Origin of the sequence: Gordonia sp. SCSIO 19800 (genome assembly GCF_018132775.1) — a bacterium.
Taxonomy (GTDB): domain Bacteria; phylum Actinomycetota; class Actinomycetes; order Mycobacteriales; family Mycobacteriaceae; genus Gordonia; species Gordonia hongkongensis.
The window spans coordinates 73,532-91,584 of sequence record NZ_JAGRQM010000008.1 but is presented as its reverse complement, the minus strand read 5'-3'; the positions used below and the strand labels follow the sequence as shown (position 1 = coordinate 91,584).

The 18,053-nt window shown below is 69.5% G+C and carries 15 protein-coding genes; 14 read left to right on the top strand and 1 reads right to left on the bottom strand.

Annotated features, from left to right (window positions below; genetic code table 11):
- Position 1 precedes the first annotated feature (1 nt).
- The 13 genes from ftsW to KB201_RS11470 all read left to right on the top strand — a co-directional run bounded on the left by ftsW (position 2) and on the right by KB201_RS11470 (position 16,689).
- A complete protein-coding gene (gene ftsW, locus KB201_RS11530; protein WP_211539320.1) occupies positions 2-1,963 on the top strand; it encodes a putative lipid II flippase FtsW in 1,962 nt (653 codons plus the stop codon).
- Between the two features lie 162 nt (positions 1,964-2,125).
- The gene (gene murG / locus KB201_RS11525; protein WP_078112876.1) at positions 2,126-3,256 is read left to right on the top strand and encodes an undecaprenyldiphospho-muramoylpentapeptide beta-N-acetylglucosaminyltransferase; all 1,131 of its coding nucleotides are present in this window, start codon (positions 2,126-2,128) and stop codon (positions 3,254-3,256) included.
- 79 nt (positions 3,257-3,335) lie between these two features.
- Complete coding sequence (gene murC, locus KB201_RS11520; protein WP_217700284.1) at positions 3,336-4,907, top strand: UDP-N-acetylmuramate--L-alanine ligase; 1,572 nt, start codon at positions 3,336-3,338, stop codon at positions 4,905-4,907.
- Positions 4,904-5,605 (top strand): cell division protein FtsQ/DivIB, encoded by a 702-nt coding sequence (locus tag KB201_RS11515; protein ID WP_065632300.1) that lies wholly within the window; start codon positions 4,904-4,906, stop codon positions 5,603-5,605. The genes murC and KB201_RS11515 overlap by 4 nt, the downstream gene beginning before the upstream one ends.
- A 326-nt stretch (positions 5,606-5,931) precedes the next feature.
- Positions 5,932-7,098 (top strand): cell division protein FtsZ, encoded by a 1,167-nt coding sequence (gene ftsZ / locus KB201_RS11510; RefSeq protein WP_058251716.1) that lies wholly within the window; start codon positions 5,932-5,934, stop codon positions 7,096-7,098.
- An 8-nt stretch (positions 7,099-7,106) separates the two neighbouring features.
- The gene (gene pgeF / locus KB201_RS11505; RefSeq protein ID WP_058251717.1) at positions 7,107-7,865 is read left to right on the top strand and encodes a peptidoglycan editing factor PgeF; all 759 of its coding nucleotides are present in this window, start codon (positions 7,107-7,109) and stop codon (positions 7,863-7,865) included.
- A gap of 24 nt (positions 7,866-7,889) precedes the next feature.
- Positions 7,890-8,642 (top strand): YggS family pyridoxal phosphate-dependent enzyme, encoded by a 753-nt coding sequence (locus KB201_RS11500; RefSeq protein WP_211539319.1) that lies wholly within the window; start codon positions 7,890-7,892, stop codon positions 8,640-8,642.
- Positions 8,643-8,755: 113 nt separating this feature from the next.
- Positions 8,756-9,472 (top strand): cell division protein SepF, encoded by a 717-nt coding sequence (locus KB201_RS11495; RefSeq protein WP_068970572.1) that lies wholly within the window; start codon positions 8,756-8,758, stop codon positions 9,470-9,472.
- A 56-nt stretch (positions 9,473-9,528) separates the two neighbouring features.
- A complete protein-coding gene (locus tag KB201_RS11490; RefSeq protein WP_068970573.1) occupies positions 9,529-9,870 on the top strand; it encodes a YggT family protein in 342 nt (113 codons plus the stop codon).
- Positions 9,871-10,267: 397 nt separating this feature from the next.
- The gene (locus KB201_RS11485) at positions 10,268-11,083 is read left to right on the top strand and encodes a DivIVA domain-containing protein (RefSeq protein ID WP_058251721.1); all 816 of its coding nucleotides are present in this window, start codon (positions 10,268-10,270) and stop codon (positions 11,081-11,083) included.
- Positions 11,084-11,116: 33 nt separating this feature from the next.
- Entirely contained in the window at positions 11,117-12,001 is an 885-nt protein-coding gene (locus KB201_RS11480; RefSeq protein WP_058251722.1) for a hypothetical protein, read from the top strand.
- Between the two features lie 332 nt (positions 12,002-12,333).
- Positions 12,334-15,546 carry an isoleucine--tRNA ligase gene (ileS, locus tag KB201_RS11475; RefSeq protein ID WP_211539318.1) on the top strand — a complete coding sequence of 1,071 codons (3,213 nt, stop codon included), beginning with the start codon at positions 12,334-12,336 and terminating at the stop codon, positions 15,544-15,546.
- A gap of 231 nt (positions 15,547-15,777) precedes the next feature.
- Positions 15,778-16,689: an RNA polymerase subunit sigma-24 gene (locus KB201_RS11470; protein ID WP_211539317.1), complete on the top strand. Its 912-nt coding sequence runs from the start codon at positions 15,778-15,780 to the stop codon at positions 16,687-16,689.
- Positions 16,690-16,756: 67 nt separating this feature from the next.
- On the opposite strand, the gene KB201_RS11465 is transcribed toward KB201_RS11470, so the two are convergent.
- Complete coding sequence (locus tag KB201_RS11465; RefSeq protein WP_078112836.1) at positions 16,757-17,449, bottom strand: TetR/AcrR family transcriptional regulator; 693 nt, start codon at positions 17,447-17,449, stop codon at positions 16,757-16,759.
- 114 nt (positions 17,450-17,563) lie between these two features.
- On the opposite strand from KB201_RS11465, the gene KB201_RS11460 reads away from it, so the two are divergent.
- The gene (locus tag KB201_RS11460; protein ID WP_211539316.1) at positions 17,564-18,019 is read left to right on the top strand and encodes a nitroreductase/quinone reductase family protein; all 456 of its coding nucleotides are present in this window, start codon (positions 17,564-17,566) and stop codon (positions 18,017-18,019) included.
- Positions 18,020-18,053: the final 34 nt, after the last annotated feature.

Genomic DNA, 18,053 nt, shown 5'->3' with positions numbered 1-18,053 from the left:
GATGAGCAGCCGGAACCCGGCCGCAGACAACGACCCCGTCGACGATGCCGATGACCGCAGCGGTCTCGCCGGCGTGGGAGACGATGGTGTCCCTGCCGACAACGGGAGCGCTGATGTCGAGACCGGCGGGGACGCCGGTGGCCGGACGCGCACGAAAAACGAACGGCAGAGCGTGAAGCGCGGGACCGGTGGCAGGTCGGCACCGGACGACGCCTCGGGCCGCTCCGCGGGTGCGGCAGCAGCGAACGCCGCGTCGATCCCGGCGATCGTGCTCGACGCCATCCGCAACCTGTTGGCACGTCCGCTGGCGTCGTATCAGCTGATTCTCACGATGTCGTTCCTGCTCACCACATTCGGCCTGGTGATGGTGCTCTCGGCGTCGTCGGTCGAGGGGTATTCCAAAGAGGGTTCGGCGTACGGGCTGTTCGCCACGCAGGTGATCTTCGCCCTGCTCGGCCTGGTGGTCTTCTACTTCATGCTGCGGATTCCGGTGCGGCTGCTCCGACGGTTCGCCGCTCCCGCGATGTTCGTCGCGGTGGTGCTCCTGGCGCTGGTCCTCATCCCCGGCGTGGGCACGCTCAGTCAGGGCGCACGCCGCTGGTTCGTCATCTACGGCCTGTCGGTGCAGCCGTCGGAGCTGGTGAAGGTCGCGTTGTGTATCTGGGGTGCGCACCTGCTGGCCTCGCGCCGGCGGGACAACGCCTCCCTGCGCGAGCTGCTGGTCCCGCTCGTCCCGGTGGCCATGCTCGTGTGCCTGCTCATCATCCTCGAGCCGAACCTGTCGACGACGATCACCATCGCGATCATCGTCGGTGCGCTGTTGTGGTTCGCGGGACTGCCGGTCAAGGTCTTCGTCTCGTTCGCGGTGTCCGGCATCGCGCTCGCCGTGATCCTCGCCCTGGCCGAGGGCTACCGCTCGCAGCGCGTGATGAGCTTCCTCGGCAACGTCGACGACCCGCAGGGGGCCGGCTATCAGGCGCGCCAGGCGACCTACGCGCTCGCGAACGGCGGGGTCTTCGGCGTGGGCCTCGGCCAGTCGAGTGCCAAGTGGAACTATCTTCCGAACGCGCACAACGACTTCATCTTCGCGATCATCGGCGAGGAGCTCGGGCTCCTCGGCGGGCTCATGGTGGTGTTCCTGTTCGTCGTCCTCGCCTACATCGGCTTCCGGATCGCATCCCGGTCGACCGATCCCTTCCTGCGCCTGATGTCGGCGACCATCACGGTGCTGATCACCGCGCAGGCGTTCATCAACATCGGCTACGTCATCGGATTGCTGCCGGTGACCGGAATCCAGCTGCCGCTGATCTCGGCCGGTGGCACGTCGACGCTGACCGTCCTCGCGATGCTCGGTCTGCTCGCCAACGCCGCGAGGCACGAACCCGAGGCGGTCGCGACGCTCACCGGCGGGTCGCCGAGCCGCGTGGCACGGTGGCTGCGCCTGCCGACGCCGGTGGCCTACCGGCAGACACGGGCGGAGTCGCTGCGCGATCGACTGGACCAGCGTCGCACGGCCGGTCCGCGTCCGACGGCCGGTGCCGGTCGCGGCGGCCGGGGACCGCAGTCGCGTCGCCGTCCGCCGAGCGGGCCCGCGCCGTCGGCCGATGCCGGACGTGGCCGTCGACGCTTCCCGTTGCCCTGGCGGCGTGCCGCCGAGACGTCGCAGCGGCGTGCCGCCCCGTCGCAGTCCGCGCGGGACGAGCGGCGGCAGGGTCGGTCGTCGACGCGATCCGGTGCCGGCGACACCCGAGGAGCCCGGTCGGCGGCCTCCGGCCGGGCGGGTGTCCCGCGCGGGCGGGCCCGGCCGGGGACTTCTTCGCGGAGCGGCGTCGACTACGGTGTCGGGTATCGGGGGAGCGGGTCGTATGTACGCGGCGCCGGGAGCGGAGCGAGCGGGCCGTATGTACGCGGCGCCGGGAGCGGAGCGAGCGGGCCGTATGTACGCGGCGCCGGCCGTCGGTGACCGGCGGCCGGGGCGGCTGAGGTGCGGGCCCGCGACGGGAGATCTCCCGGCCAGAAGCCCGCGACGATTGTGATCGAAAGCTGAAATGGAGTGACGACGCCGGTGAGTTCGGGTGCGGTACAAGCTGATACGACCGGACGGCCGAACGGCCGGCCGTTGTCGGTGGTGGTCGCAGGCGGCGGCACGGCCGGTCACATCGAACCCGCCCTCGCCGTCGCCGACGCGGTCAGTCGCATCGATCCGACGGCCCGTATCACGGCGCTGGGTACCAGTCGGGGCCTCGAAGTCGATCTCGTCCCGGAACGCGGATACGACCTGCAGCTGATCCCGCCGGTGCCGTTGCCGCGCAAACCCGGCCTCGACCTGGCGCGCACCCCCGGCCGTCTGCTGGGTTCGGTGGCCGCCACCCGCAAGGTTCTCGACGAGGTGGACGCCGACGTGGTCATCGGTTTCGGTGGCTACGTCTCCGTGCCGGCGTACCTCGCGGCGCAGATGCACCTGCGCCGACGCAATCGGATCCCGATCGTCATCCATGAGGCCAATGCCTCGGCCGGCATCGCCAACAAGGTCGGTGCCCGGTTCGCCGATCGGGTTCTGGCGGCGGTCGACGGTTCCGGGCTCGATGCGACGGTCGTCGGAATCCCGGTGCGCGGTGTCCTCGCCGAACTGGACCGGCCCGCCCTGCGGGCGAAGGCGCGCCACTACTTCGGACTCGACGACGATGCGCCGACGCTGCTCGTCTTCGGCGGCTCGCAGGGCGCGCAACGACTCAACGACGCCGTGTCGGGCGCGGCGAAGACATTGGGTGAGGCCGGCATCGGCGTGCTGCACGCCTACGGTCCCAAGAACTCGATCGACCCCGCCGTCGTCGACGACGCGCCGCCCTACCGCGCCGTCGGGTATCTCAAACGGATGGATCTCGCGTACGCCGCCGCGGATCTCGTGATGTGCCGGTCCGGCGCGATGACCGTCGCCGAGGTGTCGGCGACCGGGTTGCCCGCGATCTATGTCCCGCTGCCGCACGGGAACGGCGAACAACGACTGAATGCGCTCCCGGTCGTGGAGGCGGGCGGGGGACTGCTCGTCGACGATGCGACGGTGGACGCCGACTGGGTTGCCCGCGAAGTGCCTGCGCTGCTGACGGATACAACTCGGCTGCACGAGATGTCGATCGCTGCTGCGGGCACCGGGCATCGGGACGCCGCGGCAGCGGTGGCCACCGCCGCCATCGAACTCGCGCAGGATTTCCGGGCTGGACGTCGTCGCAGTGGGAGGTCGGCCTGTGAACGATGAGGCCGTGAGCGAAGCGACGGAGACGGACGAGACGGCATCGGCTCCGGGGTCGCTGCCCGATGAGCTGAGCCGCGTCCACATGGTCGGCATCGGCGGCGCCGGGATGTCGGGACTGGCCCGGATCCTGCTGGCCCGCGGGGGACAGGTGTCGGGGTCGGATGCCAAGAACAGTCGCGGCATCCTCGAACTCCGGACCCGCGGCGCCCGGGTGCAGGTCGGGCACGATCCGTCGGCGCTCGACCAGATCCCCGGTGGCCCGTCTGTCGTGGTGACCACTCACGCCGCGATCCCCAAGACCAATCCCGAACTCGTGGCGGCACGGTCGCGCGGCATCCCGATCCTCCTACGGCCCCGCGTCCTGGCCCAGCTGATGGCGGGTCAGCGCAGCCTGCTGATCGCGGGCACCCACGGCAAGACCTCCACGACCTCGATGGCGGTCGTCGCGCTGCAGCATGCCGGGACCGACCCGTCGTTCGCGATCGGCGGCGAGCTGAACGAGTCGGGGACCAACGCCCACCACGGTGGCGACCCGATCTTCGTCGCCGAGGCCGACGAGAGCGACGGCTCGCTGCTGGAGTACACACCCGACGTCGTCGTCGTCACCAACATCGACGCCGACCACCTCGACTTCTTCGGTTCCATCGAGGCCTATGTCGAGGTGTTCGACCGGTTCGTCGCGCGCATCGCGGGCGGCGGGTCGCTCGTCGTGTGCCTCGACGACCCGGGCTCGGCCGCCCTGGCCGGCCGCGTCGCCGAGTCGCTCACCGCGCGCGGGGTGGAGGTCCTTGGATACGGACGGGGGACCCACGCCGCGCTGGCGCCGACCGTCCGCAACGTCGCGACCATGACGTCCTGGGAGCCGCGCGGAGGCGGCGGAGCCGCCACGGTCCGGTTCACCTCCCCGCTCTGCCCGGATGTCGAGGATCGACCGATCGTCCTCCCGCTCCCGGGCGAGCACATGGCGCTCAACGCGATCGCCGCGGTGATCGGTGCCGCCCGGGTGGGTGCGCAGCCCGGCGTCGCGACATCCGACCCATCGACCGGGGCCGGACGGCTCGACGCCATCGTGGCCGGGATCGGCGCGTTCGGCGGTGTCCACCGCCGCTTCGAGTTCCGCGGCCGGCGCGGCGGCGTCGAGGTCATCGACGACTACGCCCATCATCCGACCGAGGTGCGGGCCGTGCTCTCGGCGGCGCAGGACATGGTGTCCGCCCGCGGCGGGCCGAGCGGTTTGCGCGGGCGCGTGATCGCGGTGTTCCAGCCGCACCTCTACTCACGCACCGTCGAGTTCGCCGATGAGTTCGCCGCTGCTCTCGACCTCGCCGACGCAGTGGTCGTCGCCGATGTGTACGGGGCCCGTGAGGCCCCGATCCCGGGAGTCAGCGGGCGCACGATCTCCGACAAGCTGACCGTGCCGGGGATTTTCGCCCCGGACCTGTCGCGGCTGGCCGCGCAGGTCGCGCGACTGGCGCGGTCCGGGGATGTCGTGCTGACCCTGGGGGCGGGCGACATCACCATGCAGGGTCCGGAGATCCTCGACGCCCTGGCCTCGACCTCGACGACCGCCGACACCGCCACCGTGACGGGTTCGGGCGCGACTCCGACCGACGGCCCGGCGGACTCCGACGGCCGGACGGGGCGGGTGTCGTGATCCGCTGGCCGCAGCGCCGCCGGTCGCGCGTGGTCCTCGGCACGCTCATGGTGGTCGCGGCCGGCGTCGGGTTGGTGCTCATCGCCTACCTCACGCCGCTGATGTCGGTGCGCGGCACCGACGTCCGCGACAACGGGTCGATTCCGGCCGACGAGATCCTGCGGGTCGCGGCAGTGCCGTCGGGCACCCCGCTGCTGCAGGTCGACACCCGGGCGGTCGCGCAGCGTGTCGCCACCATCCCGTCCGTCGAATCGGCGCGCGTGCAGCGGAGTTACCCCTCGTCGCTGACCATCACCGTCGTCGAGCGGGTCCCGGTCGTGATCGTGAACAACGGCGACGACGTCCACGTGCTCGACAAGTCCGGGGTGGCGTTCCTCGACTACGACCGCACGCAGGGCGTCCCGCCCGAGGTGCTCAAGCTCCCGGTTCTCGACACCCCGAACCCGGGGCCGGCGGACCCGACCACCAGGGAGACCATCGCGGCGGTGGCGGGCTTGCCCGAATCGTTGGCGCGGCAGGTCATCCGGGTGACCGCGACCTCGCCGGTCGACATCGAGTTCACGCTGTCGGAGAAGCGCACCGTGGTGTGGGGGGACAGCGACCGCGGCGCCGAGAAGGCCCGCACACTGACGCATCTGCTCACCCGCGAGGCGCGGATGTACAACGTGTCGAGTCCCGAGTTCCCGGCCTATCGGTGACGCACGCCGGATCCGGCCGACCCCGAAATCACCGGTCGGGGTGAGGCGGACCCGCGAGACGGAACCGGACGACCCCCGTGGGGCGGTGAAAAGCTGAGGGTTCCGGCGGATTTCGCCACGACTTCCCGACACGCCGAGCGCGGATCTGGATACCGGGGCCTGCGATGCCTAGCGTCATCACCACAACGAGTTACTTGACATAACTCTAAATCTATGGTTCAGGTTTAGGGTTTGTCGCGAGCGGGACGTGGACCGGCCGGTTCACACAGGACATATCGAGACCAGAACTCGAACAACGAGATCGACCACACAAGGAAGGCGAGCGCATGACGCCACCGCACAACTACCTGGCCGTCATCAAGGTCGTCGGCATCGGCGGTGGCGGCGTGAATGCCGTCAACCGCATGATCGAACAGGGACTCAAGGGAGTCGAGTTCATCGCGATCAACACCGACGCCCAGGCGTTGTTGATGAGCGACGCCGACGTCAAGCTCGATGTCGGGCGCGACTCGACACGGGGTCTCGGCGCCGGTGCCGATCCCGAGGTCGGTCGCCGCGCCGCCGAGGACGCGCGCGACGAGATCGAGGAACTGCTCAAGGGCGCCGACATGGTCTTCGTGACCGCGGGCGAGGGCGGCGGGACCGGAACGGGTGGTGCACCCGTGGTCGCGTCGATCGCGCGTAAGCTCGGTGCGCTCACCGTCGGCGTGGTCACCCGGCCGTTCGCCTTCGAGGGCAAGCGGCGCGGCGGACAGGCCGAGGCGGGCATCACCGCTCTGCGCGAGTCCTGCGACACGCTGATCGTGATCCCGAACGACCGTCTGCTGCAGCTCGGCGACGCACAGGTCAGCCTGATGGACGCGTTCCGCAGTGCCGACGAGGTGCTCCTCAACGGCGTGCAGGGCATCACCGACCTCATCACGACGCCGGGCCTGATCAACGTCGACTTCGCCGACGTCAAGGGCGTCATGAGCGATGCCGGCAGCGCGCTGATGGGCATCGGTTCGGCCCGCGGCGAGGAGCGTGCGCGCAAGGCCGCCGAGTCCGCGATCAACTCGCCGCTGCTCGAGGCCTCGATGGAAGGCGCCCGCGGTGTGCTGATCTCGATCGCCGGTGGCAGCGACCTGGGTCTGTTCGAGATCCACAACGCCGCGACCCAGGTGCAGGAGGCCGCGCACGAGGACGCCAACATCATCTTCGGCACGGTGATCGACGACAACCTCGGTGACGAGGTCCGGGTCACGGTCATCGCCGCCGGCTTCGACGGTGGCTCACCCAAGAAGCGGACCGACGTCCCGGCCGCCGCGGGGCGTTCCGCGGTCGGTCAGGGCCAGGCCGGCGCCGTGGCGTCGCCGCCGAAGAACGATCCGCTCTTCGGGGACATGCCGAAGGGTGCGGGCGATCCGTTCGAGCAGGAGCCGGAGCCGCCCCGCCGCAACACCGTTCGGCTCGACGACGACGATGTCGACGTGCCGTCGTTCATGAAGCGCTGAGCCCGCGCATGCGGGTGCGTCGTGTCATCACCACCCGTGCCGGCGGGGTCTCGGTGTCACCGTACGATTCGTTCAATCTCGGTGATCACGTCGGAGACGATCCGGAAGCCGTGGCGGCGAACAGGATTCGGCTGGCCGAGCAGATCGGGGTGGCGGCCGGGTCGGTGGTCTGGATGGAACAGATCCACAGTCGCAACGTCACCGTGGTCGACGGACCGGTTCCCGAGCCGGTGCCCGCCACCGACGCGCTGGTCACGACCACGCCCGGTCTCGCCCTCGCCGTGCTGTCCGCCGACTGCGTCCCGGTACTCCTCAGCGACGACGACGCCGGTGTGATCGCGGGGGTCCATGCGGGCCGCGTCGGCGCCCGGATCGGCATCGTGCCCGCCACCCTGCGCGCAATGGTCGAACTCGGCGCCCGGATCGGGTCCATCGGCGCCTTCCTCGGTCCTGCCGCGAGCGGAGACCACTATGAGGTGCCCGCCGACATGCAGGCCGACGTAGAGAAGCATCTGCCGGGCAGCGCCGTGCGTACCAAGAAGGGCACGGCCGGTCTCGACCTGCGTGCCGGCTTGCGGCGGCAGTTGCTCGAGGCCGGCGTCGCCGGAGTCGCGGTCGACCCGCGGGACACCATCGCCGACCCGAGCCTGTTCAGCCATCGCCGGGGCGCACCCACGGGCCGCCTGGCCTCGGTCATCTGGATGGACCCCGATGGCGATGCACACGGCGACGATGCACCCGGTGAGCGGCGCCCGCTCGGGGAGTGACCCGGTGGCGAGAAGGATGGGGACATGACCGGGTCATCTGATGCGCGCACCGCCGAGCTGGGGGAACGGTTGGCCGCTGTGCGTCGGCGCCTCGACGCCGCGGTCGAGGCCGCCCATCGGCCGGCGGGCTCCTGTCACCTCCTCGTGGTCACGAAGTTCTTTCCCGCGGATGACGTCCGTCGGTTGCTGCAGCTGGGGGAGCGCGCGTTCGGCGAGTCGCGCGAACCCGAGGCCGGCCGGAAGGTGGCGGAGGTGCTCAGGGACTGGGAGTCCCCGGAGCCCGGCGACGTCCCCGTGTTCGACATGATCGGTTCGGTGCAGTCCAAGAAGGCCCGGTCGGTGGCGCGGTGGGCGCGCGCGGTGCACTCCGTCGACCGCCCGAAGGTCGTCGACGCGCTGGACCGTGCCGCGGTCGCGGCACTCGACGAGGGGGAGCGCGCTGATCCGCTCGACATGCTGCTCCAGGTCAGCCTCGACGGCGATCCGCAACGCGGCGGCGTCGTCGAAGACGATCTCCCGGCTCTGGCCGATCGGGTCGTCGAGGCCGACTCACTGCGGTTGCGCGGGCTCATGGTGATCGCCCCGCTGGACGGCGAACCCGGGCACAGGATGGCCGAGGCCGCACGCATCCACGAGGCGTTCCGCGGGCGATTCGACGGCGCCGTCGAACTGTCCGCGGGCATGTCCGGGGACATGGAGGAGGCGGTCGCCGCGGGCTCGACATGCGTGCGTGTCGGAACCGCGATCATGGGCGATCGGCCGCTAATCTCTCAGTAATCACATTGGTAACACCAGAACCAAGTGACACACGAAGCGCAGTTAGCTCACTGACCACAGATGCACCATCCGGCACGGCAGCAACCGGCGTCGCACTACCAGAGAGGCCGTCAATGACCACGATGCAGAAGTTCAAGGCTTACTTCGGCATGGTGCCGCCCAGCGAGTACGAGGACGACTACCTCGAGGAGTCGGCCCCGCCGCTGCGGGAGCGGTCTCGTGAGCGCGCCTACCGTGACGACTACTACGGTGACTCCTCCTACGATCCCGGATACGAGCCGTCGTTCCGGGACGCCGGCTACCGCGACGAGATCGCGTACCGCGACGAGCTGTCCGACCGCCACTACGACGCCGGCTTCGACCTGGCCCCGGAGTACGCGGCGGAGTTCGCCTACGCCGGCAGTCGCGCGGTGGGCGAGGGGCCGATGCGGGCGCCCGCCCGCCTCGAACCGCTGCAGCGTTCGTCGAGCGCCGCCCTGCGCGCTGCCACCGCGCCGCGGTCGACGGGTGCCGACCCCCGCGAACTCGAGCGCGTCTTCGCCGACAGCCCGCTGCAGAAGATCACCACGCTGCGCCCGTCGGACTACAGCGAAGCCCGTACCATCGGGGAGCGTTTCCGCGACGGCAACCCGGTCATCATGGACCTCGTCGACATGAGCAACGACGACGCCAAGCGCCTCGTCGACTTCGCCGCGGGTCTTGCGTTCGCGCTGCGCGGATCGTTCGACAAGGTGGCCACCAAGGTGTTCCTGCTGTCGCCCGCCGACGTCGACGTGTCGCCCGAAGACCGCCGCAAGATCGCCGAGACGGGCTTTTACAACCACTCCTGACCGGCGTCGGGTACCTCGGTTCGCCGTCGTCCGAGATGTTCAGGCACTCTTGACGCGTGGCTGCGATTTTGTTGAGCGTCTTGTACTACCTCCTGCTGATCTTCTGGTTGCTCCTCCTGGGCCGGCTGGTGGTCGAACTGGTCCGGACCTTCGCGCGTGAGTGGCGTCCCACCGGGATCGCGGTGGTCGTCATCGAGATGGTCTTCACCGTGACCGACCCCCCGATCAAGGCGCTGCGTCGCGTTCTCCCCCCGATCCCACTCGGTCCCATCCGGCTCGACCTGTCGCTCATGATCGTGATGCTCGTCGTGATCATCGGCATGAACATCGTCAACGGCCTACGCGCCGACGCCCTGGCCGAGTCGCTCGCGATCGCCGGACACCTCGTCCGCCCCTGACGCCGGGTCCCGGAGCTTGCGGAGGGCGCGTCCCCCTGCTCCCTGAGGAGCCCCGGGAACTTGCGGGCGCGTCCCCCTGCTCCCTGAGGTTGCGGAGGGCGCGTCACGAAGGGTCCGTCCCCGGCGGGCGCACCCGATCGGGCGGCGGGTACCCCGTGCCACGGCGATGGTCTACCGTTATAAGTCATCTTCGGATGACTGTTTCATTTCAACAGCGCATCGCAGAGATGCGACCAACGGTTCGCGTGTGACAGGATTGGACGCCAGTTACAATTTTTGACTGGTATGAATAGTTAGTGACAACCTGTATCGGTCGAACGACTCACCGTCGCGCGATCCGGGTTGGACGGCCCGCCAACTGAACACAAGTTCACCACCAGACATGAGGGGAACCGACATGCGGCTGACTCCAGCTGATGTGCACAACGTCGCGTTCAGCAAACCGCCCATCGGTAAGCGCGGTTACAACGAGGACGAGGTCGATCAGTTCCTCGACTTCGTCGAAGCCGAACTCGCACGGCTGATCGAAGAGAACACCGACCTCAAGCAGCGCGTCGAGGAGCTCGAGAGCGAGCTCGCCGATGCCCGTTCCGGTGGTGGCGCCCAGGCGGACGACCGGACCCAGATGTTCGCCAAGCCCGCCGCGGCACCCGAGCCGCCCGCCCCGGCGCCGACGCCGGCTCCGCAGGCGACCAACGACGACGCCAACGTGCGTGCCGCACGCGTTCTCGCGCTCGCCCAGGACACCGCGGACCGGCTCACCGGCAGCGCACGCGCCGACGCCGACGCGATGCTGTCCGACGCCCAGACGCGCGCCGACACGCTGGTCTCCGAGGCGCAGACCAAGTCCGATGCCATGCTCGCCGATGCCCGGCAGCGCTCGGAGGCGATCCTCGCCGACGCGCAGACGCGGTCGGAGGCGCAGTTGCGGCAGGCACAGGAACGTGCTGATGCCCTGCAGAGCGACGCCGAGCGCAAGCACAGCGAGATCATGGGCACGATCAACCAGCAGCGCGGTGTGCTGGAAGGCCGGATCGAGCAGCTCAAGACCTTCGAGCGTGAATACCGTACGCGTCTGAAGACCTACCTCGAATCCCAGCTCGAGGAACTCCAGCAGCGTGGCAGCGCGGCGCCTGTCGAGGGCGGCCGACCCGATCAGTCGTTCTCGAACGATCCGGGTAACGGTGGATTCAGCAGCTACTCACCCAGCTGACCTGGGCGGATCGGTGCGCACTAGGCTGGTGATGTGCTGACCTTGGCGCTGGCCGCGACCCTTCTGGGGTTCGTGCTGCTCATCCTCGGTCTCATCACCGGGACCGTGTGGCTGGCCGTGGCCTGCATCGTGGTCTGTCTGGTGGGCCTCGGCTTCCTCCTGGTGGACGTGTTCGCCGGTCGCAAGGGCGAAGCGGCCCGGTCACTGGAAGACATGGTCCCGGGCGCCGGTCGCGACACCGATCCGTCGCACGACGCCGATGACGACGCTGTCACCCGGCACGACCCGGCCGGCGATCGCGGCGACGATACACCGACGCGTCGGTACCCCGCCGCCGACGCCCCCGGTGTCGGCGATTCCGAGCCAGCCGGCTATCGGCCCGGGGCCTTCGACCCCGGAATGGCCGCGCCCGCTGGTTCGGTCCCGCCGAATCGTCCTGCTCCCGAGCGTCGTGAGGGCAACCTCGAGGACTATCTGCGTTCGGTCGGCGGCGACAGTCCGAGTGGTGACGGGCCGCCCCGCGGGGCCTCGCCCACCGGTGTCGATGTCGCCGGTGGTGCCCAGGGTCGCCCCGGCCCGCCGCCGGGTTCCCGACCGCCCGGTGTAGGACCGCAGAGCCGACAACCCGGGGTCGGTCAACCATCGTGGACACAGCAGCAGGCCCGGCCGCAGCAGGGGCAATTCGGTCCTCCGCAAGCCGGCGCGCCTCCGACCAGGGGCCAACGGCCTCCGGTCGGCCCGCCGTCGGCTCCGCGTCCGTTCGACCCGCAGTCCTCGGGGTGGGCCCCCGACGACGTGCCGGGCGGCGACGCCGCCGGCCCGGACGACTGGACAACAAGTCCCGATGAGTCCGCGCCGCGTCGTCGGCGTGCGGATTTCGATCCGCTTGATCCGAACTGGCATCCGCCGCCGGACTGAGCGCACCCGGGTGGCCGCACACCGGTCGACAACCCATTGGCCCGACCGGGTCGGTCGTCGCTACACTGGTTCACGCGTTGATCCGGCCATCACCGGGGAGCACCCGGAAGAACGGTGTCATCGAGTGCGGCGTCCAGTGGACGGTGCGAATGCGTGACTCTCAGTAGAACCGGGCGGGCGTGGCCCGTGACAGCCACAGGATCGTACGGTCACCAACCGTCGCGATTCGTCGAGTGGCGTCGGATCTCCGACGCAAGCGGGGTGGTACCGCGCAGACCTCCGGTGTGCGTCCCCGTGCCGATGAGACATCACCAGGCACGAGGAGACGAGCCGTGAGCGACGCGACCGACCCCACCCAGTCCGCCCCCACTCAGTCCGGGCGGGTGTATCCCAAGGTCGACATGACCGGGGGCACTGGGCGCAGCGCCCCCGACTTCCCATCCGTGGAACAGCGGGTCCTGCAGTACTGGGACTCCGATTCGACCTTCGCCGCGTCGATCGAGAACCGGGCCGACGCCGAGGAGTTCGTCTTCTACGACGGTCCGCCGTTCGCGAACGGCCTGCCGCACTACGGTCACCTGCTGACCGGTTACGTCAAGGATCTGGTACCCCGGTACCAGACCATGCGTGGCAAGAAGGTGGACCGCCGATTCGGCTGGGACACACACGGTCTGCCTGCCGAGCTGGAGGCCGAACGCCAGCTCGGGATCACCGACAAGTCGGAGATCGAGAAGATGGGCATGGCGAAGTTCAACGAGTACTGCCGCGACTCGGTGCTGCGGTACACGGGGGAGTGGCGTGACTACGTGACCCGCCAGGCCCGCTGGGTCGACTTCGACAACGACTACAAGACACTCGATCTCGACTTCATGGAGTCGGTGATGTGGGCGTTCAAGGCGCTCTACGACAAGGGGCTCATCTACCAGGGATATCGAGTGCTGCCCTACAGCTGGTACGAGCAGACGCCGTTGTCCAACCAGGAGTCGAAACTCGACGACGCCTATCGGATGCGCCAGGACCCGGCGGTCACCGTCACGATGCCGCTCTCGGTGCCCGACGGTCCGCTGTCCTCCCTCGACGGTGTCAACGCGCTCATCTGGACGACGACCCCGTGGACCCTGCCGTCGAACCTCGCGATCGCGGTGAACCCCGAAGTCACCTACGCCCACGTGAAGGCCGCCGACGGCCGGGAGTACCTGCTGGCCGAGGCGCTGCTCGGTGCGTACGCCAAGGAGGTCGCCGATCCGGAGGTGCTCGGCACGCACCGCGGAGCGGATCTGGCGGATCTGTCGTACGCGCCTCCCTTCGACTTCTTCGCCGGTCACCCGAACTCGCACCGGGTGCTGCTGGGCGACTACGTGACCACCGACAGCGGCACCGGGATCGTGCACCTCGCACCGGCTTTCGGCGAGGAGGACATGGACCTCGCGACCGCCAACGGCATCGAGGTTGTGCAACCGCTCGACCCGGGCGGACGCTTCACCGCGCAGGTCCCGCCGTACGAGGGCCTGATGGTCTTCGACGCAAACCCGGTGATCATCAAGGACCTGAAGGAAATCGGGCGCATCCTGCGGCACGAGACCATCGAGCACTCCTACCCGCACTCGTGGCGGTCGGGCCAGCCACTGATCTACATGGCGGTGCCGTCGTGGTTCGTCGCGGTGACGCAGTTCCGCGACCGCATGGTCGAACTGAACAAGCAGATCACCTGGGTGCCCGAGCACATCCGGGACGGGCAGTTCGGCAAGTGGCTCGAAGGCGCCCGGGATTGGAACATCAGCCGCAACCGGTATTGGGGTGCGCCCCTGCCGGTCTGGGTGTCCGACGACCCGGAGTTCCCGCGCGTCGACGTCTACGGTTCGCTGGACGACCTGGAGCGCGACTTCGGGGTGCGTCCGGACAACCTGCACCGGCCGTTCATCGACGACCTCACCCGGCCCAATCCCGATGACCCGAGCGGGAAGTCGACCATGCGTCGGGTACCCGAGGTCCTCGACTGCTGGTTCGAGTCGGGTTCGATGCCGTTCGCCCAGGTGCACTATCCGTTCGAGAACCGGGACTGGTTCGACGGTGGTGACTCCGCGCACGCCCCGGCCCACAACCCGGGCGATTTCATCGTCGAGTACAACGGGCAGACCCGTGGCTGGTTCTACACGCTGCACGTGCTGGCCACCGCGCTGTTCGACCGGCCGGCCTTCAAAACCGTTGCTGCGCACGGGATCGTGCTGGGTGACGACGGGCAGAAGATGTCGAAGTCGAAGCGCAACTACCCCGACGTCAACGAGGTCTTCGATCGCGACGGATCGGACGCGATGCGGTGGTTCCTGATGGCCTCGCCGATCCTGCGCGGCGGCAACCTCGTCGTGACGGAGCGAGGTATCCGGGAAGGGGTGCGTCAGGCGCTTCTGCCGCTGTGGAACGCCTACAGCTTCCTGCAGCTCTACGCCGAGCGCCCGGCGACCTGGCGGACCGACTCGCAGCATGTGCTCGACCGCTACATCCTGGCCAAGCTGGCGACGACCCGCGACACGATGACCGCGGCGCTCGACACCTACGACATCGCGGGGGCGTGCGACGCCTTCCGTGAGTTCGTCGAGTCGCTCACCAACTGGTACGTGCGTCGTTCCCGGGCACGCTTCTGGGCCGGCCAGGACGAGGACACCGACGCCTTCGACACCCTCTACACCGTGCTCGAGGTCGCCTGCCGGCTGGCCTCGCCGCTGCTTCCGCTGGCGACCGAGGCCATCTGGCGGGGTCTCACCGGGGAGCGGTCGGTGCACCTGACGGACTGGCCGACGAGCGATGAGCTGCCGGCCGATGCCGACCTGGTCATGGCGATGGACCAGGTCCAGGCGGTGTGCTCGACAGCGTCGAGCGTCCGCAAGGCCAACAAGCTGCGGGTCCGGCTGCCCCTGTCGGGTCTGACGGTGGCCTCGCCGACCGCGGCCGCGCTCGAGCCGTTCGTCGACCTGATCAAGGACGAGATGAACGTCAAGGACGTGACTCTGGCGGCCGATGCCAGCGAGTACGGGCGTTACGAGATCGCGGTCAACGCGCGTGCTGCCGGCCCCCGCCTGGGTAAGGACGTGCAGCGTGCGATCAAGGCGGTGAAGTCGGGCAACTGGACTGCGGGCGAGGGCGCCGACGGGTCCGAGATCATCGTCGCCGACGGCATCGAACTCCACGACGGGGAGTTCACCCGACGGCTGGTGGCCGTCGAACCGGACTCGACCGCGGAGCTGCCGGGCGGGAACGGCCTGGTCGTCCTCGACACGGCGGTCACGCCCGAACTCGAGGCCGAGGGGTGGGCGAAGGACCGGGTTCGCGAGCTACAGGATGCGCGCCGCACCCTGGGACTGGACGTCTCCGACCGGATCACGGTGCGACTCGTCGTACCGGCCGAACGTCTGGACTGGGCGAGGACGCACGCCGACCTGATCGCCGGCGAGGTGCTCGCGGTGCGGTTCGACGTGACCGGCGATGGTGACGCGGGCAGCATCGAACTGGGCGACGGTGTGACCGCCGACGTGACGAAGGCGAACTGATCCGCTGACCCGGGCACCGCGCGGACATCCCGGCCGGGTGTTCGCGCGGTGTCGTCGTCGGCCGCGCGGGGAGGTCGGACGAGACGATCTGGGACACCACTCGCAACAGTCGCACCCTGGTGGTGCTGCGCCACGTACGGTGTGGAGACTGCCGCGACCCGGCCCCGCGGGGTGAGCACACACCCGAGCGCGTCGTTCGCCGCCGAACCATATACGAGGGGGCAGACCCCGATGACCCGCATGGACGTGGACCCGATCCCGGCGCGATCCGCCGCGTTCGAACCGCTGCTGTTCACGGTGGCCTACGAGATCCTGGGCTCGGCTGTGGACGCCGATCATGTTGTCCGACACTGTCTCTGGGATCATCCGGCGAGCGCGCCGGTGGACGCGTTCGGCCCCGGGTCGGCCCGAGCGCACCTCATCGCGCAGGTCGCCCGGCGCGCGCTCGAGACGCTCACTGCGCGTCGACGTGTTGCCGGGGACTACGTCGGACCCTGGCTGCCCGATCCCATCCGGTTCGACGGCGACGTCCTCGCCGACGCGGGTCTCGCGGAGTTCGCGTCGACCGCGATGCTGCTCGTTCTGGAAGAACTCGAGCCCGCTGAGCGGACGGTGTACGTCCTGAGTGAGGTCTTCGGATTCGCCGACGACACGATCGCCACGATGCTGTCCTGGTCGCTCGACGAGGTGGGGATGCTCGCGGAACGGGGCCGGTCGTTCGTCGAGCGTCGGCGCCCCCGGTTCGATCCGATGGACCGTGCCCGCGCCGCGGAGGTCGTCGAGACGTTCCTCGACGCGGCCGAGTCGGGCGACGCGGACGCCCTCATCGCCCTCATGGCACCGGAGGTGGTGCTGACCTCGGACAGCAACGGCAAGACCACCGCGGTACGGCAGCCCATGCGCGGGGCGCCCGCGGTGATGCGGGTGCTCTCGGGGTTCGCCCGGATCGGTGCCGTGCTCGAGGATTACCGCGCCGAGTTCGTGGTCTTCAACGGTCAGCCCGGGATGATCCTCTACTTCGACGGCCGGCTGCAGACCGCGATCACCCTCCGCGTCGTCGATGGCCTGATCGTCGACATCTACGTGATGCGCAACCCCGACAAGCTCGTCGGGGTCGAGCTCCGTCGGCCGGTCACCCGCTGATCCACCCACCGCGCGGAGTGCGGGATCTGTACCGGAAACCGGTACGAATACCGCACTCTGTCCGATCTCAGGCGAACAGGCCCGACAGTGTCTGCTCGATCTGGAGCCGGAAGAGCTGCTCGGGATGCGCGAAGGTGTCGGTCCCGTACTGGCCGAAGGTCTCCAGGCTGATCGCGCCGACGAGTACGGCCCACAACGTGGTGGCCGCGGCCAGGACCGCGGCGGGGGTGTCGAGGTCGAACTCATCGCGGATCGCGTCCATGTCCGCGGCGACATCCGGTGTGGGAGAGGGGAGGTCGGCGCGTAGCAGGCCTTCGGCGTGGGCGGCCGAGCACTCGCGGAGCAGCCGCACGGGAATGCGTGTGCCGGGCCCGATGGTCCGCTCGCCGGGGGCGGAGTAACCGGGCACCGGGCTTCCGTAGATCAGCGCCCATCGGGACGGCTCGGCGAGAGCCCAGGTCCGCGCGGCCGCGGCCGCGGCCGCGAGTCGATCGCGCCGTCGGGAGGTGGCGATGGAATCGGCCGCGGCATCGACGGCGTCCGCGACATCGGTGTAGGCCTCCACCAGCAACATGGTCAGCAACTCGTCGCGGCTCGGGACGTACCGGTACACCGCCGAGGAGACGACGCCCAAGTCGCGGGCGATGGCGCGCAACGAGAGCCCGGCGGCGCCGTAGGTGGTCAGGTGTTCGCGTCCCAGTCGACGGATCTCGTCGGTCATCATCGCGCGGTTCTCCGCGCGCGTTCGTCCGGTGGCCATGCGACGATCCTGCCACAAACCGAGAGCGGTGCTCTTGATTTTCTGGCGGCGTGGCTGCATACTCAACTGCGAGAGCACCGCTCTCGAAAGTGTCACCTCGACGAAAGGCCCGTCATGACCGCGACCACCCATTACAAGGCCCCGAGCGGATTCGACGCCGCCTTCAACCGCGCGGTGCGCTGGCTCGCCGACCGCGGGGTCAACCTGGCCGGGGCGCAGACGCTCACCGTCGTCGGCCGGAAGACCGGCACGCCGCAGCGAGTCCCGGTCAACGTCCTGCGGCTCGACGGGGCGGAGTACCTGGTGGCCGTCCGGGGCGACACGCAGTGGGTGCGCAACGCGCGCGTGGCCGGCACGGTGGAACTTCGCCGTGGCCGACGTCGAGCCGTCGTCACCCTCACCGAAATCGACCCCGCCCTTCGGCCGCCGGTCATCCGGGAGTACCTGCGCCGCTGGGGGTGGGAGGTCGGGCGGTTCCTGCCCGCGGGCCTCGAGCTCGCGTCGTCGGACGAAGATCTCGCCGCCCACGCCGGGCTGATCCCCGTCTTCGCCGTCACCGCTGCTCACTAGACTCGGTGAGGTGTCACGCCTCGAACCCGAACCG